The organism is Streptococcus halitosis, assembly GCF_023147855.1.
Lineage (GTDB): Bacteria > Bacillota > Bacilli > Lactobacillales > Streptococcaceae > Streptococcus > Streptococcus halitosis_B.
Map to the genome: position 1 here is coordinate 192,311 of NZ_JAHXOP010000003.1, position 24,639 is coordinate 216,949.

The window sequence follows — 24,639 nt, forward strand, 5'->3', positions numbered from 1 at the left end:
CAGAAATTGCTTGACTAAATAAAACCAAAGCTGTATAATAAGACAAATCTTTAAAACAGGAGGTTCTGGAAATGAAAAAGTCTAAAGCCAAGTATCTGACACTTGCAAGTGTCGTGTTAAGCGCAGGTATCTTACTGAGCGCATGTGGAAACTCAACTAGTTCTTCTAAAACATATAACTATGTTTATTCGAGCGATCCATCTAGTTTGAACTATCTTGCAGAAAACCGTGCAACAACCAACGACATCATTACTAATTTGGTAGATGGATTGATGGAAAATGACCAATACGGTAACTATGTTCCATCGTTGGCAGAGGATTGGACTGTTTCTCAGGACGGTTTGACCTATACTTACAAATTGCGTAAGGATGCAAAATGGTATACCTATGAGGGTGAAGAATACGCCCCTGTAACGGCGCAAGATTTTGTGACAGGTTTGAAATATGCTGCTGATAAAAAATCCGAAGCCTTGTACCTGGTTCAAGACTCTGTAGCAGGTTTGGATGACTATATCAACGGGAAAACAACTGACTTTTCAACTGTCGGTGTTAAGGCGATTGACGACCAAACAGTTCAGTACACTTTGACACGTCCAGAACCTTACTGGAACTCTAAGACAACCTCTACTATTCTCTTCCCAGTCAATGCTGATTTCTTGAAATCAAAAGGGGATGATTTTGGTAAGGTAGATCCTTCTAGTATTTTATACAGTGGACCATTCTTGATGAAATCCTTTGTTTCAAAATCTGTTATCGAATACAAGAAGAATCCAAATTACTGGGATGCTAAAAATGTCTTTGTGGATGATGTGAAATTGACTTACTATGATGGTAGTGACCAAGATGCCCTAGCTCGTAACTTTGTAGAAGGAGTCTACAGCTACGCGCGTCTCTATCCAAATAGCTCAAGCTTTGAAGGAATTAAAGAGAAGAACAAGGATAACATCATCTATAGTATGCAAAACGCAACTTCTTATTACTTGAACTTCAACTTGGACAGAAAATCTTATAACTTCACGTCTAAAACATCAGATATCGAAAAGAAATCAACTCAAGAAGCAGTTCTGAATAAAAACTTCCGTCAAGCCTTCAACTATGCTTATAACCGTACAGCCTATGGAGCACAATCTCAAGGGGAAGAAGGAGCAACAAAGATTATTCGTAACTTGGTTGTACCTCCAACATTTGTAAGTATTAACGGAAAAGACTTTGGCGATGTTGTTTCAGAAAAGATGGTCAACTATGGCCAAGAATGGCAAGGAATCAACTTTGCAGATGCGCAAGACCCATACTACAATCCTGACAAGGCTAAAGCTAAATTTGCAGAAGCTAAGAAAGAATTGGAAGCTAAGGGTGTACAATTCCCAATCCACTTGGACGTATCAGTTGACCAATCAGCTAAAAAAGGTGTACTTGAAGCGAGCTCTTTGAAACAATCCATCGAATCTGTTCTAGGAGCTGAGAATGTGGTTATCGATATCCAACAATTATCAACAGATGACTACGATAATTCTAGCTACCTCGCTCAAACGGCAGCTCAAAAAGACTTTGATATCTATAATGGCGGTTGGAGTGCTGACTACTTGGATCCATCAAGCTATCTAGATATCCTAAATGTCAATAACGGTGGTATGTTGCAAAACCTTGGTCTAGAACCAGGTGAGGTCAATGACAAGGCTAAGGCAGTTGGTCTGGATACTTACACTCAAATGTTAGAAGAAGCGAACAAGGAGCAAGACCCAGCGAAACGTTATGAAAAATATGCTGAAATTCAAGCTTGGCTCGTTGATAGCGCCCTTGCAATTCCAAACGTTTCCCAAGGTGGAACACCTGGCTTGAGAAAGACAGTTCCATTCTCAGCGCCATTCTCACAAGCTGGAAATAAGGGTGTCGAATCATACAAGTACCTCAAGTTGCAAGATAAGACTGTAACGACTGATGAGTATGAAAAAGCTAAAGAAAAATGGCAGAAAGAAAAAGAAGAATCAAATAAAAAAGCGCAAGAAGAACTGGCAAAACACGTTAAATAACCAGTCTATTCAACAGGAAAAACGATAGTTTCTCAAGGAACTATCGTTTTTATATAGTTTGAAACTATAACTAGCTCTTGAAAACAAGAAAATGAGTTGGCAAAAATAAATGATACAATAGTTACTATAGATTTGGAGGTATTGTATGAGCAAAGAACTACACATCAACACAATTTTAGCCCAGGCAGGGATCAAGTCAGATGAGGCAACAGGTGCTTTGGTGACGCCGCTTCATTTTTCAACAACTTATCAGCATCCAGAGTTTGGTCAGTCTACGGGATTTGACTATACGCGTACTAAAAACCCAACTCGCAGTAAGGCGGAGGAGGTCTTGGCGGCAATCGAATCAGCAGACTATGCCCTAGCAACGAGCTCAGGAATGGCTGCGATTGTACTGGCTTTTAGTGTTTTTCCAGTAGGAAGTAAAGTCTTGGCTGTGCGCGATCTGTATGGGGGTTCTTTCCGTTGGTTCAACCAAGTGGAGCAAGAAGGCCGCTTCCATTTTACCTATGCTAATACAGAAGAAGAGTTGATTGCTGAGTTAGAGAAAGATGTGGATGTTCTCTATATCGAAACGCCAACCAATCCCTTGATGTTGGAATTTGATATTGCCAAACTAGCCAAACTAGCTCATGCCAAGGGTTCCAAGGTAGTGGTGGACAATACCTTCTACAGTCCGATTTACCAACGTCCGATTGAAGATGGTGCGGATATCGTTCTTCATTCTGCCACCAAGTATTTAGCAGGGCATAATGATGTCTTGGCTGGGGTGGTTGTGACTAATAGTTTAGAACTATATGAGCAACTGTTCTACAATTTGAATACGACTGGTGCGGTCTTGTCACCATTTGATAGTTATCAGTTGATTCGTGGTCTTAAAACTCTACCTCTTCGTATGGAGCGTTCTACAGCAAATGCCCAAGAAGTGGTTGCTTTTTTGAAGGCTTCACCTGCTGTCAAGGAAGTGCTCTATACTGGACGTGGGGGTATGATTTCCTTTAAAGTAGTGGATGAAAAGCGTATTCCTCATATTTTAAATAGCTTAAGGGTCTTCTCATTTGCAGAAAGTTTGGGTGGGGTAGAGAGTCTGATTACCTATCCGACAACTCAGACTCATGCGGATATTCCAGCAGAAGTGCGCCATTCCTATGGCTTAACAGATGACCTCCTGCGCTTGTCAATCGGGATTGAAGATGCTAGGGATTTGATTGCGGACTTGCGACAAGCTTTGGAAGGATAAGACAGATATGGGAAAATATGATTTTACAAGCCTGCCCAATCGTTTTGGACACCATACCTATAAATGGAAAGAAGCCGAAGCTGATCGAGAAGTTCTACCAGCCTGGATAGCGGATATGGACTTTGTAGTTTTGCCTGAAGTTCGACAAGCTGTACAAGCCTACGCAAATCAGTTGGTCTATGGCTATACTTATGCTAGCGATGCTTTGATTGAATCGGTTCAGGACTGGGAAGCCAGCCAACACGGGTATCACTTTGACAAGGATGCCCTCGTCTTTATCGAGGGAGTGGTGCCAGCTATTTCAACAGCCATTCAAGCCTTTACAAAAGAGGGGGAGGCTGTTCTAATTAACACACCGGTCTATCCACCTTTTGCTCGCAGTGTCAAACTCAACAATCGCCGATTGATTACCAATCCTTTGGTGGAAAAGGATGGGTTGTTTGAGATTGACTTTGACCAGTTGGAGAAGGATATGGTGGAAGAGGATGTGAAGCTTTATATCCTTTGCAATCCCCACAATCCTGGTGGACGTGTTTGGGAAAAGGAAGTGTTAGAAAAGATTGGTCATCTCTGCCAAAAACACGGTGTCTTGCTTGTTTCAGATGAGATTCACCAAGATTTGGCTCTCTTTGGTCACAAACACCAGTCTTTTAATACCATTGATCCAGCTTTTAAAGACTTTGCCCTTATCTTGAGTAGTGCCACTAAAACCTTTAATATTGCTGGAACTAAAAATTCCTATGCTGTCATTGAAAATCCAAAGCTTCGAGTTGCTTTCCAAAAACGCCAGTTGGCCAATAACCAGCATGAAATCTCAGGCTTGGGGTATTTGGCGACAGAAGCTGCTTACCGTTATGGCAAGGACTGGTTAGGAGAGTTAAAGGAAGTCATCGAGGACCACATTAACTATGTAGTGGATGTTTTGGGCAACGAAACCAAGATTAAGGTCATGAAACCACAAGGTACCTACTTGATCTGGCTTGATTTTTCAGCCTATGACCTAACGGATGACCGCTTGCAAGAGCTTTTGAAGAATGAAGCCAAGGTTATCCTCAACCGAGGTTTGGACTTTGGGGAGGAGGGAACTCTTCATGCCCGCCTCAATGTAGCCATGCCTAAGTCAGTATTGGAAGAGGTTTGTCAACGCATCGTGACCACTTTTGCTACACTTTAAAAATCCAGCCTTCTAGGAGAAAAGTCTTCCTAGAAGGCTATTTTCATGGGGGAAAATGTGGTATAATGAAAAGATAAGATAAAGGGGTAATTATGGCTAAATTGATTCCGGGAAAGTTGCGCATGGAGGGGGTTGCACTCTATGAAACAGGCGACATTGAGATTATCAAGGAAAAAGGGAATCGCCTCTATACTCGTGTGGCGGGAGAAGACTTGCGCTACAGTTTAGAGGATGATCTGGTTTTTTGTGCTTGTGATTTTTTCCAAAAAAGAGGTTACTGTGTTCACCTCGCAGCGCTAGAGCATTATCTGAAAAATGATGAAGAAGGCCAGGTGATTTTACAAGCCTTAGAAAAAGGACATGAAGAGCAAGAAGAGGTCGAAACCAAGGTTAGTTTTGGTGGTAGTTTTTTGGAGCGTATTCAACCTCAGAAGAGAGAGAAAATCTGCACTTTGTCGGCTCAAGGGCAGGTGGAAGCTGGAACCAATCGCCTCCTTTGGACTCTCCGAATCGGTTTAGTTGATAGTCAAAAATATTATGTCATTCGTGACATCCCTCTCTTTTTGAAGGTCTTGGTCCATCGAAAGCCATATATGATTGGGAAATACTATGAAAATGACTTGTCTTGGGAGGCTTTTGATACAGCTAGTCAAGAAGTTCTTACTTTTTTATGTGGCTTGATTGAGGAGGGACTGAGTCAAGATCTCTTTTTCCCAAATCAAGGTCGTCACCTCTTTTTTCCTCTGACCTTTTTTGAGCAGGGAGTGGAGTTGCTGATGAACTTGGAAGATTTTCATTTTGAGCACCAGATTACTAGTTATGAAAATCTTCTCTTTCATGATTTAGATCCCGATGCAGAACTGTTCTTTTTTTCAGTGCAGGAGTATCCCGATTATTTTGAAATGGAGATTTCTGAAAGTGAGCGAGTCAACATATTCTATGGGGGAGCGGTTCTATTTCGTAAGGGGAATCTTTATCTCTTAAATCCTAAACAAATCAGCCTACTAAAGGAAATCAAGGAGCTTCCTCAGGAGGAAAGAGGGAGAAAATGCCTCCAGTTTGACAACAGTGATCGTGACCGCCTAGCCACCTGTCTGCCCTTGTTTGGACAGCTAGGAACAGTTTCTGCTCCTGAGCGCTTACAAATACGATCCTTTTCACCAATCTTTTACTTTGATAGGGAGGATGACGGCCGCATCCGCTTGGATATCCAGTTTGACTATGGAGAGGTTAAGGTGACTAGTCGTCAACAGCTGGAACAATCACCATTTTCAAGCGATGCTGTCTTGGAAAATCAGCTATTTCAAGTCTGTTTAGGGGCTGGTTTTGAGGCTGATTTTCAGTCTTGGAGACAGGCTTTGAAGCCAGAGGCAGTTTATTCTTTCTTTCACCATACGATTCCAGCTTTTCAGAAGTTGGGTCAGGTTTTCTTGTCTGATGAGATGAATCAGCTCTACAGCGTCCAAGCTCCTCAGGTTCAGATTGAGTCCAAGGGAGGACTGTTGGAAATTCAATTTGATTTCCAAGGGATTGCCCAAGAAGAGATTGATCAAGCTCTTAAAGCCCTGACCAGCAATCAGGATTTCTATATCAGTTCTTCTGACCAAGTGTACTTTTTTGATGAGGAGACCAAGCAGATTCGTCAAAATTTGCAGGAACTGGGGGTTGAGCTAAAAGATGGTTCTTTTCAGGCTCGGAAATCCCTAGCTTACAGTTTGTCTCAGTTGTTTGAAGGTCGAGACAGGATCTCCTTCTCGGAAGAATTTCGGCATTTAGCTCATGATTTGACCCATCCAGAGGATTTTCCTTTGGGAGATATACGGGTTCAGGCGAGTTTGAGAGACTATCAGGAAAAGGGAGTCCGTTGGCTCCAGATGCTTCATCACTATGGCTTTGGTGGCATTCTGGCAGATGATATGGGATTGGGGAAAACACTGCAAACCATCGCTTTTTTGACTAGTCAGGTGACAGAAGATAGTCGGGTCTTGATTTTAGCACCGTCAGGTTTAATCTACAACTGGGCAGATGAATTTAGAAAATTTGCCCCACAGTTGGATTTGGCTGTCGTTCATGGTTTGAAAGCGAATCGAGAAGCGATTCTTTCTGAAAATCACCAAATCTATGTGACTAGCTATGCAACCTTTCGTCAAGACAGCGAGCTTTATCAAGAGATGGCTTTTGATTTTCTCTTCTTAGATGAAGCCCAGGTCATGAAAAATGCCCAAACCAAGATTGCTCAGAGTTTGCGCCAGTTTGTTGTGCCGGCAGTCTTTGCTTTGTCAGGTACGCCTATCGAAAACCATTTAGGAGAGTTGTGGTCTATCTTTCAAATTGTGCTTCCGGGGCTCTTGCCAAGTAAAAAGGAGTTTATGAAATTACCGGCTGACCGAGTCGCGCAGTTTATCAAGCCCTTCGTCATGAGGCGTAAGAAAGAAGAAGTCCTAACAGAACTGCCTGATCTGATCGAAGTCGTCTATAAAAATGAACTGGAAGACCAGCAGAAGGCCATCTATCTGGCCCAGTTGCAACAGATGCGAGACCGTCTAGCCCAAGTGACAGACCAAGAATTCCAGAGAAGTCGGGTAGAAATCTTATCTGGTCTCATGCGATTGCGCCAGATCTGCGATACGCCAGCCCTCTTCATGGACGATTACCATGGAGCCAGTGGTAAATTGGATAGCCTTCGAGATTTATTGCTACAAGTGGCTGATGGTGGGCATCGGGTCTTGATTTTCTCTCAATTTAAAGGAATGTTGGAAAAAATCGAGCAAGAACTCCCAGACTTGGGCTTGACTTCCTTCAAAATTACGGGCTCAACTCCTGCTCAAGATCGGCAAGAAATGACCAAAATATTTAATCAAGGGGAAAGGGATATCTTTCTCATCTCTCTTAAGGCGGGTGGTGTCGGTCTCAATCTGACAGGAGCTGACACCGTCATCCTAGTGGACCTCTGGTGGAATCCTGCTGTCGAGGCTCAGGCTATCGGACGAGCTCACCGAATGGGACAGGAGCGGAAGGTAGAGGTTTACCGTTTGATTACTAGAGGAACCATTGAAGAAAAGATTCAAGAACTCCAAGAACAGAAGAAACACCTGGTTTCCCAAGTTTTGGATGGAACGGAATCGCGTGCGAGTCTTAGTCTGGCAGAAATTCGAGAAATTTTAGGGATTTCTGAAGCCAGCACTTGAAAAATCAAGACAATACGCTATAATGAAGTGTTGAAAGGAAATACAAAATGAAACAAGATCGATTTCCACTGGTGTCAGATGATGAGATCATGCTGACTAAAATGCCAGTCATGGACTTGTATGATGAGTCAGACTTTATTAGCAATATCAAGGGTGATTACCGCGATAAAAACTATTTGGAATGGTCTCCTATCAATGAGGAACAGGCTGTAACTCCTTCGGTAGCTAGCAAGGAGCCAAAACCAGGCCCAGAACCTAAAAAAGTTGAAAAAACGTATGCTGAATTGGCTCGAGAAGAGGCGCGTGCGGATCTGAAGAAGAAACGTTCGGCCAAGTATTTGACTCAGGATGTTAGTCATACTAGACGACACAATGGTTCAACACTTGTTCGTCAAGGAAACCAACCAACAGCACCATTTCAAAAGGAAAATCCAGGTGAGCTTGCCAAGTTTAGCAAAAACTTGAGCCAGTCCCACTATATTCTAGCCGAGGAGGCTGACCAGGTAGTAACTCCAACTCCGAAATCTCAAACGGAAAAGGCTAAAAAGAACAACTATGATTTTCTAAAGAAGAGTCAAATCTATAATAAAAAGAATAAGCAAACAGAACAGGAACGTCAGGTTGCCCAAGAGTTGAATCTGACAAGAATTACTGAGTAAGGGAGAAAAGCATGTCAAAAACATATCATTTTATTGGAATCAAGGGATCAGGGATGAGTGCCTTAGCCTTGATGTTGCATCAAATGGGACACAAGGTTCAAGGTTCAGACGTTGAAAAATACTACTTTACTCAACGTGGACTAGAGCAGGCAGGAATTACGATTCTTCCTTTTGATGAAAAGAACCTGCAAGGGGATCTTGAAATTATTGCTGGAAATGCCTTTCGTCCAGACAACAATGTTGAAATCGCCTATGCCGACAAAAATGGTATCAGCTACAAACGTTACCATGAATTCCTAGGTAGCTTTATGCGTGACTTTGTCAGCATGGGGGTTGCAGGAGCGCATGGTAAGACATCAACGACTGGGATGCTGTCTCACGTTTTGTCTCACATCACAGACACTAGCTTCTTGATTGGGGATGGAACGGGTCGAGGTTCTGAAAATGCCAAGTATTTTGTTTTTGAATCTGATGAATATGAGCGTCATTTCATGCCTTACCACCCAGAATACTCTATCATCACCAATATTGACTTTGACCATCCAGACTACTTTACAAGTCTAGAGGATGTTTTCAACGCCTTTAATGACTATGCCAAACAAATTAGTAAAGGTTTGTTTGTTTACGGTGAGGATGCTGAGTTGCGTAAGATTACAGCCAATGCGCCAATCTATTACTATGGCTTTGATGCTGAGGGAAATGACTTTGTAGCTAGCGACCTTCTACGTTCTACGACTGGTTCAACATTCACAGTTCATTTCCGCGGACAAGAGTTGGGTCAATTCCACATTCCAACCTTTGGTCGTCACAATATTATGAATGCGACAGCCGTTATTGGTTTACTTTATACAGCAGGGTTTGACTTGAACTTGGTACGTGAACACTTGAAAACATTTGCTGGTGTCAAGCGTCGTTTCACTGAAAAGGTTGTCAATGGCACCATTATTATTGATGATTTCGCCCACCATCCAACGGAAATCATTGCGACCTTAGATGCGGCTCGTCAGAAATACCCAAGTAAGGAAATTGTTGCAATCTTCCAACCACACACTTTTACTAGAACCATTGCCCTATTAGACGATTTTGCTAAAGCTTTGAGCCAGGCAGATGCTGTTTACTTGGCGAAAATCTATGGATCAGCCCGTGAGGTGGATCATGGTGACGTCAAGGTAGAAGACCTAGCAGATAAAATTAAGAAGAAAAGCCAAGTCATCACAGTTGAAAATGTATCACCACTCCTTGAGCATGATAATGCAGTCTATGTCTTTATGGGAGCAGGAGATATCCAAACCTATGAGTACTCATTTGAACGTCTTTTGTCTAATTTGACAAGTAACGTCCAATAAGAAAAAAGAATGGAAATTCCAATCACCATAGGACGGGCTACTTTATCGGATTTAGAAGAAATTGTAGCAATTGAAGAATCTTGTTTATCCTCAGAAGAAATAGTGAACTACGAATTTTTAGAAGAGAGTATCCGTAAGATTGCGGATACCTTTCTTGTAGCTAGAGATGAAAACCAGCTCGTGGGCTATGTTTTAGGAGAGTCTCAGTCTCTTCATCCCACATGGATAGAAATAAGATCATTTGCTATTCATCCTGACCATCGCGGGCAAGGTTTGGGGACCCTTCTTCTTGCTAGCTTGAAACAAGTGGCGGTGGAAGGAGGGTATGAGTATCTTCGCTTGACTTGTCCTGATGACCTGCTCTCTTATTTTGAGATGAATGGCTTTGTTGAGGAAGAAGCACCAGAAGCTTCATGCGCAAGATTTTCGGGATGGAATCTGATTTGGGCCAATCCTTTTTATCAGGAGGAAGTATGAAAATCAGACAAGCAAGATTTTCGGATTTAGATCAAATTTTAGAGATAGAGCTGGAGAATTTCTCCCTTGAAGAAGCCATTCCTCGTGCGGTCTTTGAGGCGCACTTACGTGAAATTCAGACCAGTTTTCTCGTAGCCGAAAAGGAGGGACGTATCCTTGGGTATATCGAAGGTCCAGTCGTCCCACATCGTCATCTACAAGATCAGTCCTTTACAGAAGAGATAAAAGACTATAGCCATCGACCTGGAGGTTATATCTCTGTGACTTGTCTCTCCATAGCTAAGGGGGCACAAGCCTTGGGCGTGGGGAAAAGACTGTTAAGGGCTCTGAAAGAAGTTGCTTTAGAACATGAACGAGAAGGTATCAATTTGACCTGTCATGACTATCTCATCCCTTATTATGAAAAAAATGGATTTGTGAATGAAGGAGTATCCCAGTCAAGCTTTGCGGGTGAAAGTTGGTATGATATGGTTTGGCAACCTTAAAAAATGAGAATCAAAGCTATAGAAAGGGATGTTTTGTTGCTTTTCTGTAACTTTTAAGATATAATATTATGGATTGTCAACAAGGAGGTAATGCTTTTGACTGAAAAATCAAGAGAAGAAGAAAAATTAAGCTTTAAAGAGCAGATTCTACGTGATTTAGAGAGAGTAAAAGAACAAGATAAAAGAGAGAAAGAAGTAGACATTCCAAATCTGACGGCTTCATCATCTCAAGCTAGTTCAGCAACTCCTGCAAATCCTGAATCTGATGCTTCAACAGAAGAGTTGATGGCTGATTCCCTATCTGTTGTCGATAAAATTCTAAAGAATGCGCCGAGTGTTCCTCCACTTTCGAGTGATGAAGCTGATAAAACGGATGAAAAAGAAGAGAAAGAGATTAGACAGCCTGTCATTGACAAGATAGAAGTTGTAGAATCTGAAGAACCTCTAGTAGAACCGATTCATCCAGCTGAAGAATCTGTAGTGGAGTCCGTTCAACCTAAGGTGGAACCAGTTGAACTTGAACCTGAAGAAAAAGAATTTAACGACACTCCGACCAAGATAGATGTGACTTATAAGACAGAAGAGGTCAATACATCAATTCCTTCTTCTGAGAATAAAGCTGAAGCGCTAGCTTCAACTGGATCCTCAGACAGATTAACGGAGGAATCACGTCGTGACCGTCGCCGTAAAGGTAAAAAACCAACCAAGAAAAAGAAAAAATCAAAGGCCAAAGGTTTCCTAGTAACCTTTTTAGTTCTTTTGGTGCTTGTGGCTGCTGGTGGATACTTTGGGTACGGTTATGTTCAAGACTCTTTGAAACCTGTTGATGCGAGCTCTAAGGAGTATATGACAGTTCAAATTCCAGAAGGATCAAATGTGCAACAAATTGGGAGCACTTTGGAAAAATCTGGTTTGGTCAAACATGGACTTATCTTTAGTATTTATGCTAAGTATAAGGGTTCAGACTTGAAGTCAGGTTATTACAATTTGAAGAAGAGCATGAGTACGGATGACTTGATTCAAGAATTGCAAAAAGGTGGAACTCCTGAACCTCAAGAACCAGTGCTTGCGAACTTAACTATTCCGGAAGGTTATACCTTAGAGCAAATTGCTCAGACAGTAGGTCAACTCCAAGGTGATTTTAAAGAACCTCTTACAGCGGATGCTTTCCTGGCAAAAGCTCAAGATGAAACCTTCATCTCCCAACTAGTAGCCAAGTATCCAAACCTTCTTGGAAGTCTTCCAACAAAAGACAGTGGCGTTCGTTATCGCCTTGAAGGTTACCTTTTCCCAGCAACCTACACTATCAAAGACAGCACTACGGTTGAAAGCTTGATTGATGATATGTTAGCAGCTATGGACAAGGCTATGTCACCGTACTACACTACGATAAAAGAAAAGAATCTGACAGTTAATGAATTGCTCAGTATTGCTTCTCTTGTCGAAAAAGAAGGTGCTAAGACCGAAGATCGTAAATTGATTGCGGGAGTCTTCTATAACCGCTTGAATCTTGGTATGCCACTTCAAAGCAACATTGCTATCTTGTATGCTGAAGGAAAACTTGGCCAAAAGATTAGCTTGGCTGATGATACTGCAATTGATACTACGATTGATTCACCTTATAATGTTTATACACATCTTGGCCTCATGCCCGGCCCAGTTGATAGTCCAAGCCTCGATGCGATTGAAGCAAGTGTAAATCAGACAAAGAGTGAGTACTTGTACTTTGTAGCCAATGTTGAAGACGGTAAAGTATACTTTGCAACGACAAAAGAAGAGCATGACCAAAACGTTGCAGAACATATCAATAGTAAATTAACACAATCAAGTAGTTCAAACTAAAATTATGTGGTTTTCCACATAATTTTGTTTTAAAAAAGTAATAGAAAAGAAAGTTGAAAAAATGGCAGAAAAAACTTACCCAATGACCCTTGAAGAAAAGAAAAAGTTAGAAAAAGAATTAGAAGAATTGAAACTCGTTCGTCGTCCTGAAGTAGTAGAGCGTATCAAAATTGCTCGTTCGTACGGGGATCTTTCAGAAAACAGTGAGTACGAAGCAGCTAAGGATGAACAAGCTTTTGTTGAAGGACAAATTTCAAGTCTAGAAACCAAAATTCGCTATGCTGAAATTGTTAATAGCGATGCAGTTGCCCAAGATGAGGTAGCTATCGGTAAGACAGTAACCATCCAAGAAATCGGTGAAGAGGAAGAGGAAGTCTACATCATCGTCGGTTCTGCAGGTGCGGATGCTTTCGCTGGGAAGGTATCAAATGAAAGTCCGATTGGACAAGCTTTGATCGGCAAAAAAACAGGCGATATTGTTACGATTGAGACACCTGTTGGTAGTTACGATGTCAAAATTTTAAAGGTTGAAAAAACAGCCTAAATAGCATGAAAATGGAGTAGTGGAGGTCTTGACTTGCTCAACTCCTTTTTGATTTTTTGAATAAATAGGAGACTATATGAGTTCAAATAAGAAAAAAAATAAAATGGAACGTGGTTTAACCAATCGCCATGTTCAGGTGATGGCCATTGCGGGGACAATCGGAACAGGACTTTTCCTAGGTGCTGGTCGTTCTATCAGCCTTACTGGACCTTCTATCATCCTGATTTACATGATTACAGGAGCCTTTATGTTTTTGATGATGAGGGCTGTTGGGGAGATGCTATATCAGGATCCAGAACAACATACTTTTATCAACTTTATCACCCGTCATTTGGGGAAAGGCTGGGGGTATTTCTCGGTTTGGTCTTATTGGTTGTCTGTTGTCTTTATCGGTATGGCAGAAATCACTGCGATTTCGCATTATGTTCAGTTTTGGTTTCCTTCTTGGCCTAGTTGGCTGATTCAGATTGTTTTTTTAACGATTTTGGCCTTGGTCAATCTGATTGCGGTTAAGCTCTTTGGAGAAGTCGAGTTTTGGTTTGCTATGGTTAAGATTGTGGCTATTTTAGCTATGATTGCAACAGGAGTCTTTATGGTCTTAACAGGATTTGAAACACCATATGGTGCTGCAAGTCTAGCAAATATCAGCAATCAATTCTCTCTTTTCCCAAATGGAGTTATGAACTTTGTCATGGCCTTTCAAATGGTATTTTTTGCCTATCTGATGATTGAATTTATCGGAGTGACAACCTCTGAAACGAAGAATCCTCGTCAGGTTTTGCCAAAAGCAGTTAAAGAAATTCCTCTCCGGATTGTCTTCTTCTATGGTGGAGCTCTATTAGCCATTATGTCTATTATTCCCTGGAGAGAACTTGCTTCTTCAGATTCTCCATTTGTAACGGTCTTTGAACTGGCAGGGATCAAGTGGGCAGCGGCTCTGATTAACTTCGTCGTTTTGACGTCGGCCGCATCGGCTCTTAATTCAACCCTCTATTCAACAGGACGACACCTTTACCAGATTGCCCATGATTCACCCAATCGCTTCTTAAAAGCGATCAAGGCAGATACTCTCTCTCGCCATAATGTTCCACAAAATGCTATTATTGCTTCAGCAATCTTAATTGCTCTGGCTGCCTTTATCAATGTGTTGCCAGGTGTTTCAGATGCCTTTGCTTTGATCACGGCATCTTCATCAGGTGTTTACATCGCGATTTATATCTTGATTATGGTGGCCCATCTCAAATACCGCAAGTCACAAGACTTCATGGCGGATGGCTACCTCATGCCCCATTATCGTTTTCTAAATCCTTTAACCATGCTCTTCTTTATCTTTGTCTTTGTAACCCTCTTTTTACAAGAATCTACCTTTATGGGAGCAATTGGTTCAGCTATCTGGATTATCGGTTTCGGAATTTATAGCCAGTGGAAATTTAGAAAATAACTCATGAACTCATCAACTCAGCTTGGTGAGTTTTTTTCTAGTTTGACAGTCTATTGAAATAGGATTATAATCAAGCTGTAGTAGTTTATTGGGAGGTTTGGATGCACGTTAGATTAGAAAATATGGAGTCGCATAAAGCGCAAGAAATAGGGGATTTGATTCGTGCTTATAATCGCTCTAAAAGAGAAGAGGCTGAAAGCGAGCCACTGAACCTTTATGTCGAAGATGAAATGGGCAATCTCATGGCAGGCTTAGTAGCTGAGACTTTTGGAAATTGGCTGGAAATCGAATATTTATTTGTGAAAGAGGAGCTACGAGGACAAGGAATCGGTTCAAAACTATTGGAGCAAGCTGAAAATGAAGCCAAGAATCGAAACTGTCGTTTTGCTTTCGTCAATACTTACCAGTTTCAAGCGCCAGATTTTTATAAAAGCCACGGCTACAAGGAAGTCTTTACCTTGCAAAACTATCCCTATACAGGGCATAGATACTATTACCAAAAGGATTTGTGACATAGGCTTCTCTCCTTTGGAGAGGAACTTAGCTAAGTATCAAAAAAGAACGAATACTCTTTATCATGTAAGATGGTAGAGAGTTTTTTGTTAATAAAATCTTACAAAATGACATTTATATATTGCATTAAGTTAGATATATGGTATAATGTTTTTAAAAGAAGAGCAACTTTTTAAAAATGTGAAGGAGGACGCTAGTGGCTAAAAATTTAAAATTAAAATTAGCTCGTGTGGAGCGTGATTTAACACAAGGGGATTTGGCAGAAGCTGTGGGTGTTACTAGGCAGACTATAGGCTTGATTGAAGCTGGGAAATACAATCCTAGTCTCTCCCTTTGCCAGTCCATTTGCAGATGCTTAGGCAAAACATTAGACCAACTATTTTGGGAGGAAGAAGATGAAAAATAGAAAAAAACTTGTGATAAAAGATGAACGTACGGAAAAATTGGATGGAAACATTTCAGGAGAAATTCTCTTGGGAATGTGCCTATTTTTGGCACTGGAAATTTTTGCCAAAGTTTATATTTTCAATTTAACACTTTTGTCCTATTTACCAGAATTACTTTTATTGATTGGAGTTGGTTTGTATGCCATTATTCGCCGCATGTATGTAGGAATTGACATTCGAGATATTGTTGAGAATACTGGAAAAGAAAGAATTTTATCTGCTTTGGGATTTTCTATAGTGGTTTTATTGATTGATATCGTAGGCAATCGCGAGGAACTGGTCAGTCTATTGACTTGGAAGTACTCCCTAAAAGTGGTTCTAGCAGTTATCATCTATCTTGTTGGGAGTTATTCTATGGATAGAGTTATCCTATACTTGAATCGCAGAAATCAGCAAGTTTGGGAGGAAGAAGATGAAAAATAGATTTTTTTATTATCAATTACTAGACGAAAGAGAAGAACAACTGATCAATAAAGCTGGGACAGAGTCTTTTTATATGTTTATCGGGCTCATTCTGCTAAGTTATTTGGTGGCTGTATTAGCACCTGCTCTTTTTAATCCTAATATTCTTCTGGTTACCCTTCTTTTAGGAATTTTCTTCTTTTTCAATCGTGCACGACAACTTGGAGTGACCTACTATAGTCGTTTTCATTTTACGATTGTAGGGTGTTTGCTGGTGACTCTCGCTATTACGACTCTCTTGATGTTGCAGAATTATCAATTCAATATCGAAATTTATCAGCATAATCCTTTGAACGTTAAATACTTGTCTGCTTGGGTCATTACTTATTTGATTTACCTTCCTTGGGTTTTTATCGGCAATCTCGGCCTTAAAAGTTATGGCGAATGGGCTCAAAAAAAGTTTGAGCAAGATATGGATGAGCTTTAGGAAGTATAAAAGCTTGTTACTCTTTTCTCAATCCCGACAAAATGTGTTATAATAGTACTAATTTATCGGATGGTGTGAAAGTGGTAGAATACGTTCATACCTTTGTAAAGTAGGAAGAAGGAAAACAGATGTATCCAGATGATAGTTTGACATTGCACACGGACTTGTACCAGATCAACATGATGCAAGTTTACTTTGACCAAGGGATTCACAATAAGAAGGCGGTCTTTGAGGTTTACTTCCGCCAGCAACCTTTTCAGAACGGCTATGCAGTTTTTGCTGGTTTGGAAAGAATTGTACATTATCTTGAAGACTTATGCTTTTCAGATAGCGATATTGCTTATTTGGAGTCGCTTGGTTATCATGGGGCGTTCTTAGACTACCTCCGCAATCTCAAGTTGGAGTTGACAGTCCGTTCTGCTCAGGAAGGGGACTTGGTCTTTGCCAATGAACCGATTGTACAGGTGGAAGGGCCTCTAGCCCAATGTCAATTGGTCGAAACGGCTCTCTTAAACATCGTTAACTTTCAAACCTTGATAGCGACTAAGGCAGCACGTATTCGTTCGGTCATTGAGGATGAACCCTTAATGGAGTTCGGGACACGTCGTGCGCAAGAAATGGATGCAGCTATCTGGGGAACACGAGCAGCGGTGATTGGTGGAGCCAACGGAACTAGCAATGTGCGAGCAGGGAAACTCTTTGGTATTCCAGTATTGGGGACTCATGCCCATGCCTTGGTACAGGTTTATGGAAACGACTATGAAGCCTTCAAGGCCTATGCGGCGACCCATCGTGATTGTGTCTTTTTAGTAGATACTTATGATACACTTCGCATCGGTGTGCCAGCTGCTATTCAGGTGGCGCGTGAACTGGGTGATCAGATTAACTTTATGGGTGTGCGGATTGACTCTGGGGATATTGCCTACATTTCTAAGAAAGTCCGTCAGCAACTAGACGAGGCTGGATTCACAGAGGCTAAGATTTATGCTTCTAATGATCTGGATGAAAATACTATCCTCAACCTCAAGATGCAAAAGGCCAAGATTGATGTCTGGGGTGTGGGAACCAAGCTGATTACAGCCTATGACCAGCCAGCTCTTGGGGCAGTTTACAAGATTGTGGCTATCGAAGATGAGAATGGTCGTATGCGCAATACCATCAAACTATCTAATAATGCTGAAAAAGTGTCAACGCCAGGTAAGAAGCAGGTATGGCGCATTACCAGTCGTGAAAAAGGCAAGTCAGAAGGTGACTACATTACCTATGATGGTGTGGATGTGAGCGGCATGACTGAAATCAAGATGTTCCATCCAACTTATACCTACATCAAAAAGACTGTTCGAAATTTTGATGCCGTTCCTCTCTTAGTGGATATTTTCAAAGAAGGAACATTAGTTTACAACTTGCCTAGTTTGACTGAGATTCAGTCCTATGCTCGCAAAGAATTTGACAAGCTTTGGGATGAATACAAACGCGTGCTAAATCCGCAGCATTATCCAGTAGACTTGGCGCGTGATATTTGGCAAGATAAGATGGACTTGATTGATAAGATGCGCAAAGAAGCCCTTGGTGAAGGAGAAGAAGAATGAGTTTGCAAGAGACCATTATCCAGCAACTGGGTGTCAAGCCAGTGATTGACGCTCAGGAAGAAATCCGTCGTTCCATTGACTTCTTAAAAAGATACTTGAAAAAACACCCCTTCCTTAAAACTTTTGTACTAGGGATTTCTGGAGGTCAGGACTCAACCTTAGCAGGGCGCTTGGCGCAATTAGCTATGGAAGAAATGCGAGCAGAGACAGGAGATGACAGCTACCAATTTATCGCTGTCCGCCTGCCCTATGGCGTGCAAGCTGATGAAGCGGATGCTCGAAAAGCCCTCGCTTTCATCCAACCAGATGTCAGCTTGGTTGTGAATATTAAGGAATCAGCTGATGCCATGACAGCTGCAGTTGAAGCGACAGGAAGTCCTGTTTCAGACTTTAACAAGGGCAATATTAAAGCTCGTAGTCGTATGATTGCCCAATATGCCCTTGCGGGTGCCCATAGCGGAGCGGTCATTGGAACAGACCATGCTGCGGAAAATATCACAGGTTTCTTTACCAAGTTTGGTGACGGTGGTGCAGATATTCTCCCTCTTTATCGCCTCAATAAACGTCAAGGAAAGCAACTCTTGAAGGTGCTTGGTGCAGACCCAGCCCTCTATGAAAAAATCCCAACAGCAGACCTGGAAGAAGAAAAACCAGGTATTGCAGACGAAGTAGCCTTGGGAGTCACTTATGAAGAGATTGATGACTACCTAGAAGGAAAAACAATCAGCCCAGAAGCCCAAGCGACTATCGAAAACTGGTGGCACAAAGGCCAACACAAACGCCACCTACCAATCACCGTCTTTGATCACTTTTGGGAGTAAAAAGGTCCGGGGGACCTTTTTAGCTTCTTGCCTTGAAACTCGAGAGCAAGAATAACCTCCAGTGGAGTTTTTCAGCCCGAGTCTAGAAACGGGAAAACGAGGCAGATTCGGTAACTCGTAGAGTTCGATTTTCCTTGTCTCACCCCCGCAAGGATGACTAGGTTTGAAAAAGCTTGGTAAAGCGCATTTCAAACCAGACAGCGACTGCGTCAAGTAACTAGATGAAAAACTTGTTTTCTAGCTGTTACTGAGTATAGTCTTTTTACCCTGAGCCTTAAGCTTAGAAAGCGAGGTAACATTATGAAAGCAATCGGTACGCAAATGTTACAGACAGAACGTTTGATTTTGAGAAGATTTGTGGAGAGTGATGCGGAAGCTATGTTTCAAAATTGGGCTTCATCTGCTGAGAATTTGGCCTATGTCACCTGGGATCCTCATCCTGATGTTGAGGTGACTCGGAACTCGATTCGAAATTGGGTTGCATCCTATACCAATCCCAACTATTACAAATGGGCCATTTGTCTCAAAGAAGATCCTGAGCATGTGATAGGAGATATCAGCATCGTTGAGATGAATGAGCCTGATTCAAGTTGTGAAATTGGGTATATTTTAGGAAAAGATTATTGGGACCGTGGTATGATGACAGAGGCCTTAAAAGCTGTGTTAGACTTTTGTTTTACTCAAGCAGGTTTTCAAAAAGCCAGAGCACGATATGCCAGTCTCAACCCAGCTTCAGGCCGTGTTATGGAAAAAGCGGGAATGTCTTATCTAAAAACCATTACCAATGATGTGGAGAGAAAAGACTACGTTGCGGACCTTATTTATTACCAGATAAGTAGGGAGGACAGGTGATTCTCTTTTCTGTTTCTACCAAAGTCAGACCTTGTCTGGCTTTTTTTGTGCCAGATTTCTAAATAAACTGATTAAATTCCTATTTTTCCCTATCATTGTCCCTGTTTTTTCTGGAGTTTTGGGGATATAATAGACCTATCAAATCAAAGAATGGAGGAAGGCAATGGACAATGTAATCTTTTTTATTAGTGTTTTTCTTGCTGGAATTCTTTCCTTCTTTTCTCCTTGTATTTTACCCTTGTTGCCAGTCTATGCAGGAGTCTTATTGGATGATAAGAATGATGCTCAGGCTTCTAGCGGAAAATTTTCAATCTCACTTGTTAGTTTATTGCGAACTATGGCCTTTATAGCGGGGATTTCCTTTGTTTTTATCTTACTGGGTTATGGAGCTGGTTTTTTAGGCAATTTGCTGTATGCTTCTTGGTTTCAGTATGTGACGGGTGCGATTATCATTCTCTTGGGCTTGCACCAGATGGAAGTCTTACATTTGCAGGGACTCTACAAGGAAAGAAGGCTACAATTAAAGAGACAGGAGCAAAAGGGTAACGGCTATAGTCAGGCATTTTTACTGGGGTTAACCTTTAGTTTTGCTTGGACGCCATGTGTGGGGCCGGTTCTGGGGTCTGTTTTGGCCTTGGCGGCTTCAGGTGGTTCAGGAGCTTGGCAGGGTGCTGGTCTCATGTTGATTTACACGCTGGGTTTGGCGCTACCATTTTTGGTTCTAGCTCTTGCTTCCAGCTATGTTTTGAAACATTTCCGAAAACTCCATCCTTATCTCGGAACCCTCAAAAAAGTGGGTGGTTTTCTCATTATCGTGATGGGAATCTTGGTGCTTTTGGGAAATGCTTCCATTTTGACTACATTATTTGAATAGAGAGGAAAAAGAAATGAAAAAATGGCAAACATGTCTCCTTGGAGTAGGCTCAATTTGTTGCTTGGCAGCCTGTTCGACTAAAAACATGTCAGACGAGTCTACTATGAAGGAGCAATCCAAAACAGAACAAGTTAGTTCGAAAACTGCGACTAAAGGTCAGGAAGTCGCTGATTTTGAACTGATGGGAGTAGATGGTAAGACCTATCGTTTATCTGATTACAAGGGCAAGAAAGTCTATCTTAAATTCTGGGCTTCTTGGTGTTCCATCTGTCTAGCTAGCCTTCCAGATACGGATGAAATCGCTAAGGATGCTGGTGATGACTATGTAGTTTTGACAGTGGTCTCTCCTGGACACAAAGGTGAACAAGCAGAAGCAGACTTTAAGAATTGGTACAAGGGATTGGATTATAAAAATTTTCCAGTTTTAATTGATCCATCAGGTAAACTCTTGGAAAGTTATGGTGTCCGTTCTTATCCGACTCAAGCCTTTATAGACAAGGAAGGCAAGCTGGTCAAAACGCAACCAGGTTTTATGGATAAGGAAATGATTTTAAAAGAATTGAAAGAAATGGGGTAGAGAAAGGCTATGAATGATAAAGTAAAACTTTTTGTCTTGGCAGGAGTCATTCTCCTAGCCATAACCGGTTTTTATTTTCTATTGATGCGAAATACAGGGCAGACAGATAGCTCGCAAATTGAGAAAGCATCCGTTAGCCAAGGAGGAAAAACAGTGAAAAAAACAGAAGTGAGTAAAGACGCAGACTTGCACGAAATTTATCTAGCTGGGGGATGTTTCTGGGGAGTGGAGGAATACTTCTCACGCGTGCCTGGAGTAACCGATGCCGTTTCAGGCTATGCAAATGGTAGAGGGGAAACAACCAAGTACGAATTGATTAACCAAACAGGCCATGCAGAGACTGTCCATGTTACTTATGATGCTAAGCAAATTTCCCTCAAGGAAATTCTGCTTCATTACTTCCGCATTATCAATCCAACCAGCAAAAATAAACAAGGAAATGATGTGGGGACCCAGTACCGTACTGGTGTTTATTACACAGATGAAAAGGATTTGGAAGTAATCAACCAAGTCTTTGATGAAGTTGCTAAAAAATATGACCAACCTCTGGCAGTTGAAAAGGAAAACTTGAAGAATTTTGTGGTGGCTGAGGATTACCATCAAGACTACCTCAAGAAAAATCCAAATGGCTATTGTCATATCAATGTCAATCAGGCTGCCTATCCCGTCATCGATGCCAGCAAATATCCTAAACCAAGTGATGAAGAATTGAAAAAGACCTTGTCACCTGAGGAGTATGCAGTCACACAGAAAAATCAAACAGAACGAGCCTTTTCAAACCGCTATTGGGATAAATTTGAATCTGGTATCTATGTGGATGTGGCCACTGGCGAACCCCTCTTTTCATCAAAAGACAAGTTTGAGTCTGGTTGTGGTTGGCCTAGTTTCACCCAACCAATCAGTCCAGATGTTGCTACCTACAAGGAAGATAAGTCTTACAATATGACACGCATGGAAGTGCGGAGCCGAGTTGGAGATTCTCACCTTGGCCATGTCTTTACAGATGGGCCTCAGGACAAGGGTGGCTTACGCTACTGTATCAATAGTCTCTCTATCCGATTTATTCCCAAAGACCAAATGGCAGAAAAAGGCTATGCCTATTTACTAGATTATGTCGATTAAGAAGTCTTTCCTAAGTAGTTAGAGGAGAATTTTGCTATACTGATACTAGTAAGTGGTAAAGGAGCAGAGCATGACCTACACAATCTTAATCGTAGAAGATGAGTATCTGGTAAGACAAGGCTTGACCAAGCTGGTCAATGTAGCAGCCTACGATATGGAAATCATCGGTCAGGCTGAAAATGGAAGACAGGCTTGGGACTTGATTCAAAAGCAGGTGCCAGATATCATTTTAACCGATATTAACATGCCTCAGCTAAATGGCATCCAGTTGGCCAGTCTGGTCCGAGAAACCTATCCTCAGGTTCACCTAGTTTTTTTGACAGGTTACGATGACTTTGATTATGCCTTGTCTGCTGTTAAACTCGGTGTAGATGACTACCTGCTCAAGCCCTTTTCTCGTCAGGATATTGAGGAAATGTTGGGGAAAATCAAGCAAAAACTAGACAAGGAAGAAAAAGAAGAGCAGTTACAAGATTTATTGACTGATAAGTTTGAGGGAAATATTGCCCAGAAAATCCAGTCTCATCTGGCTGACAGTCAATTTAGTTTAAAGAGCTTGGCCAGTGATTTGGGCTTTAGCCCAACTTATTTGAGTTCCTTAATTAAGAAAGAGTTGGGCCTGCCTTTTCAGGATTATCTGGTGAGAGAGCGTGTCAAACAAGCCAAGCTCTTGCTTCTGACCACGGATTTAAAGATTTATGAGATAGCCGAAAAGGTTGGCTTTGAAGATATGAACTACTTTACCCAACGTTTTAAACAGATTGCAGGTGTGACACCTCGTCAGTTTAAGAAGGGAGAAGGCCGATGAAGCGTTCTTCTCTCTTAGTCAGAATGGTTATTTCCATCTTTCTGGTCTTTCTCATTCTACTAGCTGTGGTTGGGACTTTCTACTATCAATCTAGTTCATCAGCTATTGAGGCTACTATCGAGGGTAATAGCCAAACGACCATTAGCCAAACTAGCCACTTTATTCAGTCTTATATCAAAAAATTAGAAACCACCTCTACCAGTTTGACCCAGCAGAAGGATGTCTTAGCCTATGCTGAGAATCCTAACCAAGACCAAGTCAAGGGAATCCGAGATCTGTTTTTGACGATCTTAAAGGCAGATCAGGACTTGAAAACGGTGGTACTGGTCACCAAATCCGGTCAGGTTATTTCTACAGATGATAGTGTGCAGATGAAAACTTCCTCAGATATGATGGCTGAGGATTGGTACCAAAAGGCTATTCATCAGGGAGCTAAGCCAGTTTTGACACCAGCTCGTAAATCAGACAGTCAATGGGTCATTTCTGTTACTCAGGAACTGGTTGATGCAGAGGGGGCCAATCTTGGCGTGCTTCGTTTGGATATTTCCTACGAAACTCTGGAAGCCTATCTCAACCAACTCCAGTTGGGTCAGCAGGGTTTTGCCTTTATCATCAATGAAAACCATGAATTTGTCTACCATCCTAAACGTACTGTCTATAGCTCAGCGAGTGAAATGGAGGCCATGAAACCCTACATCGAGACGGGGCAGGGCTATACGCTAGACCATCAATCCTACGTTAGTCAGGAACAGATTGCAGGAACAGATTGGACGGTTATAGGCGTGTCTTCGCTAGAGAAGTTAGACCAGGTTCGGAGTCAACTCATGTGGACCTTACTTGGTGCTAGTGCCTTATCTCTTCTTGCCTGTCTCTGCTTGGTGTGGTTCAGTCTCAAACGCTGGATTGCCCCTTTGAAGGATCTAAGAGAAACCATGCTGGAAATTGCTTCTGGTACACAAAATCTGCGTGCTAAGGAAGCTGGCGCCTATGAACTGAGAGAAGTGACTCGCCAGTTCAATGCCATGCTGGATCAGATTGATCAGCTGATGGCAGATGTGCGCAGGCAGGAAGAAGCGACCCGGCAGTATGAACTTCAAGCCTTGTCAAGCCAGATTAACCCCCATTTCCTCTACAATACTTTGGATACTATCATCTGGATGGCTGAATTTCAGGATAGTCAGCGAGTGGTTCAGGTGACCAAGTCTTTGGCAACCTATTTCCGCTTGGCGCTCAATCAAGGAAAGGATTTGATTTCTCTTTCTGATGAAATCAATCATGTCCGCCAGTATCTCTTTATCCAGAAACAACGCTATGGTGATAAGCTGGAGTATGAGATTGATGAAGATCCTGCTTTTGGTAACCTAGTCTTACCCAAGCTGGTGTTACAACCTCTTGTAGAAAATGCTCTTTACCATGGCATTAAGGAGAAGGAAGGTCAGGGCCATATTAAAGTCTCTGTTCAGAAAAAGGATACAGGGCTTGTCATCCGCATTGAGGATGATGGTGTTGGTTTCCAAGCTGCTGGCGATAGTAGTCAAAGTCAGCTCAAACGTGGGGGAGTTGGCCTTCAAAATGTCGACCAACGACTCAAACTTCATTTTGGAGACAATTACCAGATGAAGATTGATTCTGCACCCGAAAAAGGAACGACAGTTGAAATATACCTCAATAAAATCGCAACAAGCTAACTCCCAGTCTATTCTGGGAGTTTTGCTTTTAAAA

Annotated in this window: 23 protein-coding genes; all 23 read left to right on the top strand. The window is 41.8% G+C overall.

The window, feature by feature from the left end; translation table 11 throughout:
- Positions 1-71 precede the first annotated feature (71 nt).
- The 23 genes from KZX55_RS07090 to KZX55_RS07200 all read left to right on the top strand — a co-directional run bounded on the left by KZX55_RS07090 (position 72) and on the right by KZX55_RS07200 (position 24,605).
- Positions 72-2,030, top strand: coding sequence for a peptide ABC transporter substrate-binding protein (locus tag KZX55_RS07090; RefSeq protein WP_248026023.1), 1,959 nt, complete (start codon positions 72-74; stop codon positions 2,028-2,030).
- Positions 2,031-2,175: 145 nt separating this feature from the next.
- Entirely contained in the window at positions 2,176-3,270 is a 1,095-nt protein-coding gene (locus KZX55_RS07095; RefSeq protein WP_061588054.1) for a cystathionine gamma-synthase, read from the top strand.
- Positions 3,271-3,277: 7 nt separating this feature from the next.
- Positions 3,278-4,444 (top strand): MalY/PatB family protein, encoded by a 1,167-nt coding sequence (locus KZX55_RS07100; protein ID WP_248026024.1) that lies wholly within the window; start codon positions 3,278-3,280, stop codon positions 4,442-4,444.
- 92 nt (positions 4,445-4,536) lie between these two features.
- Positions 4,537-7,632: a DEAD/DEAH box helicase gene (locus KZX55_RS07105; RefSeq protein ID WP_248026025.1), complete on the top strand. Its 3,096-nt coding sequence runs from the start codon at positions 4,537-4,539 to the stop codon at positions 7,630-7,632.
- Positions 7,633-7,679: 47 nt separating this feature from the next.
- Positions 7,680-8,291: a hypothetical protein gene (locus tag KZX55_RS07110; protein ID WP_033584507.1), complete on the top strand. Its 612-nt coding sequence runs from the start codon at positions 7,680-7,682 to the stop codon at positions 8,289-8,291.
- Positions 8,292-8,302: 11 nt separating this feature from the next.
- Positions 8,303-9,637 carry a UDP-N-acetylmuramate--L-alanine ligase gene (gene murC, locus KZX55_RS07115; protein ID WP_033584509.1) on the top strand — a complete coding sequence of 445 codons (1,335 nt, stop codon included), beginning with the start codon at positions 8,303-8,305 and terminating at the stop codon, positions 9,635-9,637.
- Between the two features lie 9 nt (positions 9,638-9,646).
- Entirely contained in the window at positions 9,647-10,114 is a 468-nt protein-coding gene (locus tag KZX55_RS07120) for a GNAT family N-acetyltransferase (protein ID WP_248026026.1), read from the top strand.
- Entirely contained in the window at positions 10,111-10,599 is a 489-nt protein-coding gene (locus tag KZX55_RS07125; protein WP_248026028.1) for a GNAT family N-acetyltransferase, read from the top strand. Before KZX55_RS07120 ends, KZX55_RS07125 begins: the two co-directional genes overlap by 4 nt.
- 90 nt (positions 10,600-10,689) lie before the next feature.
- Positions 10,690-12,441 carry an endolytic transglycosylase MltG gene (mltG, locus tag KZX55_RS07130; protein ID WP_248026038.1) on the top strand — a complete coding sequence of 584 codons (1,752 nt, stop codon included), beginning with the start codon at positions 10,690-10,692 and terminating at the stop codon, positions 12,439-12,441.
- A gap of 61 nt (positions 12,442-12,502) precedes the next feature.
- Positions 12,503-12,985, top strand: coding sequence for a transcription elongation factor GreA (gene greA / locus KZX55_RS07135; RefSeq protein ID WP_000818770.1), 483 nt, complete (start codon positions 12,503-12,505; stop codon positions 12,983-12,985).
- A gap of 76 nt (positions 12,986-13,061) precedes the next feature.
- Positions 13,062-14,426, top strand: a complete 1,365-nt coding sequence (locus KZX55_RS07140; RefSeq protein ID WP_057489444.1) for an amino acid permease — start codon at positions 13,062-13,064, stop codon at positions 14,424-14,426.
- A gap of 101 nt (positions 14,427-14,527) precedes the next feature.
- Complete coding sequence (locus KZX55_RS07145) at positions 14,528-14,938, top strand: GNAT family N-acetyltransferase (protein WP_248026040.1); 411 nt, start codon at positions 14,528-14,530, stop codon at positions 14,936-14,938.
- A gap of 197 nt (positions 14,939-15,135) precedes the next feature.
- Complete coding sequence (locus KZX55_RS07150) at positions 15,136-15,345, top strand: helix-turn-helix transcriptional regulator (RefSeq protein WP_001107502.1); 210 nt, start codon at positions 15,136-15,138, stop codon at positions 15,343-15,345.
- Positions 15,335-15,808, top strand: a complete 474-nt coding sequence (locus tag KZX55_RS07155; protein WP_248026042.1) for a DUF6773 family protein — start codon at positions 15,335-15,337, stop codon at positions 15,806-15,808. The genes KZX55_RS07150 and KZX55_RS07155 overlap by 11 nt, the downstream gene beginning before the upstream one ends.
- Positions 15,798-16,274 carry a DUF6773 family protein gene (locus tag KZX55_RS07160; RefSeq protein WP_248026045.1) on the top strand — a complete coding sequence of 159 codons (477 nt, stop codon included), beginning with the start codon at positions 15,798-15,800 and terminating at the stop codon, positions 16,272-16,274. Before KZX55_RS07155 ends, KZX55_RS07160 begins: the two co-directional genes overlap by 11 nt.
- Before the next feature lie 128 nt (positions 16,275-16,402).
- Complete coding sequence (locus tag KZX55_RS07165) at positions 16,403-17,863, top strand: nicotinate phosphoribosyltransferase (RefSeq protein ID WP_248026047.1); 1,461 nt, start codon at positions 16,403-16,405, stop codon at positions 17,861-17,863.
- The gene (gene nadE, locus KZX55_RS07170) at positions 17,860-18,684 is read left to right on the top strand and encodes an ammonia-dependent NAD(+) synthetase (protein ID WP_248026054.1); all 825 of its coding nucleotides are present in this window, start codon (positions 17,860-17,862) and stop codon (positions 18,682-18,684) included. Before KZX55_RS07165 ends, nadE begins: the two co-directional genes overlap by 4 nt.
- Positions 18,685-18,984: 300 nt before the next feature.
- Positions 18,985-19,536, top strand: coding sequence for a GNAT family N-acetyltransferase (locus tag KZX55_RS07175; RefSeq protein ID WP_248026063.1), 552 nt, complete (start codon positions 18,985-18,987; stop codon positions 19,534-19,536).
- 163 nt (positions 19,537-19,699) lie between these two features.
- Positions 19,700-20,410, top strand: a complete 711-nt coding sequence (gene ccdA2, locus KZX55_RS07180; RefSeq protein ID WP_248026074.1) for a cytochrome c biogenesis CcdA family protein — start codon at positions 19,700-19,702, stop codon at positions 20,408-20,410.
- A 13-nt stretch (positions 20,411-20,423) separates the two neighbouring features.
- The gene (locus KZX55_RS07185) at positions 20,424-20,987 is read left to right on the top strand and encodes a redoxin family protein (RefSeq protein WP_000759267.1); all 564 of its coding nucleotides are present in this window, start codon (positions 20,424-20,426) and stop codon (positions 20,985-20,987) included.
- A gap of 9 nt (positions 20,988-20,996) precedes the next feature.
- Positions 20,997-22,109, top strand: a complete 1,113-nt coding sequence (gene msrB, locus KZX55_RS07190; RefSeq protein ID WP_033606126.1) for a peptide-methionine (R)-S-oxide reductase MsrB — start codon at positions 20,997-20,999, stop codon at positions 22,107-22,109.
- Between the two features lie 70 nt (positions 22,110-22,179).
- Entirely contained in the window at positions 22,180-22,917 is a 738-nt protein-coding gene (locus tag KZX55_RS07195; protein ID WP_000222604.1) for a response regulator transcription factor, read from the top strand.
- On the top strand, positions 22,914-24,605 hold the full coding sequence (locus KZX55_RS07200; RefSeq protein WP_248026077.1) for a cache domain-containing sensor histidine kinase: 1,692 nt from the start codon (positions 22,914-22,916) through the stop codon (positions 24,603-24,605). Before KZX55_RS07195 ends, KZX55_RS07200 begins: the two co-directional genes overlap by 4 nt.
- Positions 24,606-24,639: the final 34 nt, after the last annotated feature.

What these genes read in the sequence shown, in the direction of transcription:
- KZX55_RS07090 (WP_248026023.1), top strand. Translation starts at nt 72, where the DNA reads ATGAAAAAGTCTAAAGCCAAGTATCTGACACTTGCAAGTGTCGTGTTA.
- nadE (WP_248026054.1), top strand. Translation starts at nt 17,860, where the DNA reads ATGAGTTTGCAAGAGACCATTATCCAGCAACTGGGTGTCAAGCCAGTG.
- greA (WP_000818770.1), top strand. Translation starts at nt 12,503, where the DNA reads ATGGCAGAAAAAACTTACCCAATGACCCTTGAAGAAAAGAAAAAGTTA.
- KZX55_RS07175 (WP_248026063.1), top strand. Translation starts at nt 18,985, where the DNA reads ATGAAAGCAATCGGTACGCAAATGTTACAGACAGAACGTTTGATTTTG.
- murC (WP_033584509.1), top strand. Translation starts at nt 8,303, where the DNA reads ATGTCAAAAACATATCATTTTATTGGAATCAAGGGATCAGGGATGAGT.
- KZX55_RS07095 (WP_061588054.1), top strand. Translation starts at nt 2,176, where the DNA reads ATGAGCAAAGAACTACACATCAACACAATTTTAGCCCAGGCAGGGATC.
- KZX55_RS07100 (WP_248026024.1), top strand. Translation starts at nt 3,278, where the DNA reads ATGGGAAAATATGATTTTACAAGCCTGCCCAATCGTTTTGGACACCAT.
- KZX55_RS07165 (WP_248026047.1), top strand. Translation starts at nt 16,403, where the DNA reads ATGTATCCAGATGATAGTTTGACATTGCACACGGACTTGTACCAGATC.
- KZX55_RS07140 (WP_057489444.1), top strand. Translation starts at nt 13,062, where the DNA reads ATGAGTTCAAATAAGAAAAAAAATAAAATGGAACGTGGTTTAACCAAT.
- KZX55_RS07185 (WP_000759267.1), top strand. Translation starts at nt 20,424, where the DNA reads ATGAAAAAATGGCAAACATGTCTCCTTGGAGTAGGCTCAATTTGTTGC.
- mltG (WP_248026038.1), top strand. Translation starts at nt 10,690, where the DNA reads ATGCTTTTGACTGAAAAATCAAGAGAAGAAGAAAAATTAAGCTTTAAA.
- KZX55_RS07120 (WP_248026026.1), top strand. Translation starts at nt 9,647, where the DNA reads ATGGAAATTCCAATCACCATAGGACGGGCTACTTTATCGGATTTAGAA.
- KZX55_RS07155 (WP_248026042.1), top strand. Translation starts at nt 15,335, where the DNA reads ATGAAAAATAGAAAAAAACTTGTGATAAAAGATGAACGTACGGAAAAA.
- msrB (WP_033606126.1), top strand. Translation starts at nt 20,997, where the DNA reads ATGAATGATAAAGTAAAACTTTTTGTCTTGGCAGGAGTCATTCTCCTA.
- KZX55_RS07125 (WP_248026028.1), top strand. Translation starts at nt 10,111, where the DNA reads ATGAAAATCAGACAAGCAAGATTTTCGGATTTAGATCAAATTTTAGAG.
- KZX55_RS07160 (WP_248026045.1), top strand. Translation starts at nt 15,798, where the DNA reads ATGAAAAATAGATTTTTTTATTATCAATTACTAGACGAAAGAGAAGAA.
- ccdA2 (WP_248026074.1), top strand. Translation starts at nt 19,700, where the DNA reads ATGGACAATGTAATCTTTTTTATTAGTGTTTTTCTTGCTGGAATTCTT.
- KZX55_RS07145 (WP_248026040.1), top strand. Translation starts at nt 14,528, where the DNA reads ATGCACGTTAGATTAGAAAATATGGAGTCGCATAAAGCGCAAGAAATA.
- KZX55_RS07105 (WP_248026025.1), top strand. Translation starts at nt 4,537, where the DNA reads ATGGCTAAATTGATTCCGGGAAAGTTGCGCATGGAGGGGGTTGCACTC.
- KZX55_RS07110 (WP_033584507.1), top strand. Translation starts at nt 7,680, where the DNA reads ATGAAACAAGATCGATTTCCACTGGTGTCAGATGATGAGATCATGCTG.
- KZX55_RS07200 (WP_248026077.1), top strand. Translation starts at nt 22,914, where the DNA reads ATGAAGCGTTCTTCTCTCTTAGTCAGAATGGTTATTTCCATCTTTCTG.
- KZX55_RS07195 (WP_000222604.1), top strand. Translation starts at nt 22,180, where the DNA reads ATGACCTACACAATCTTAATCGTAGAAGATGAGTATCTGGTAAGACAA.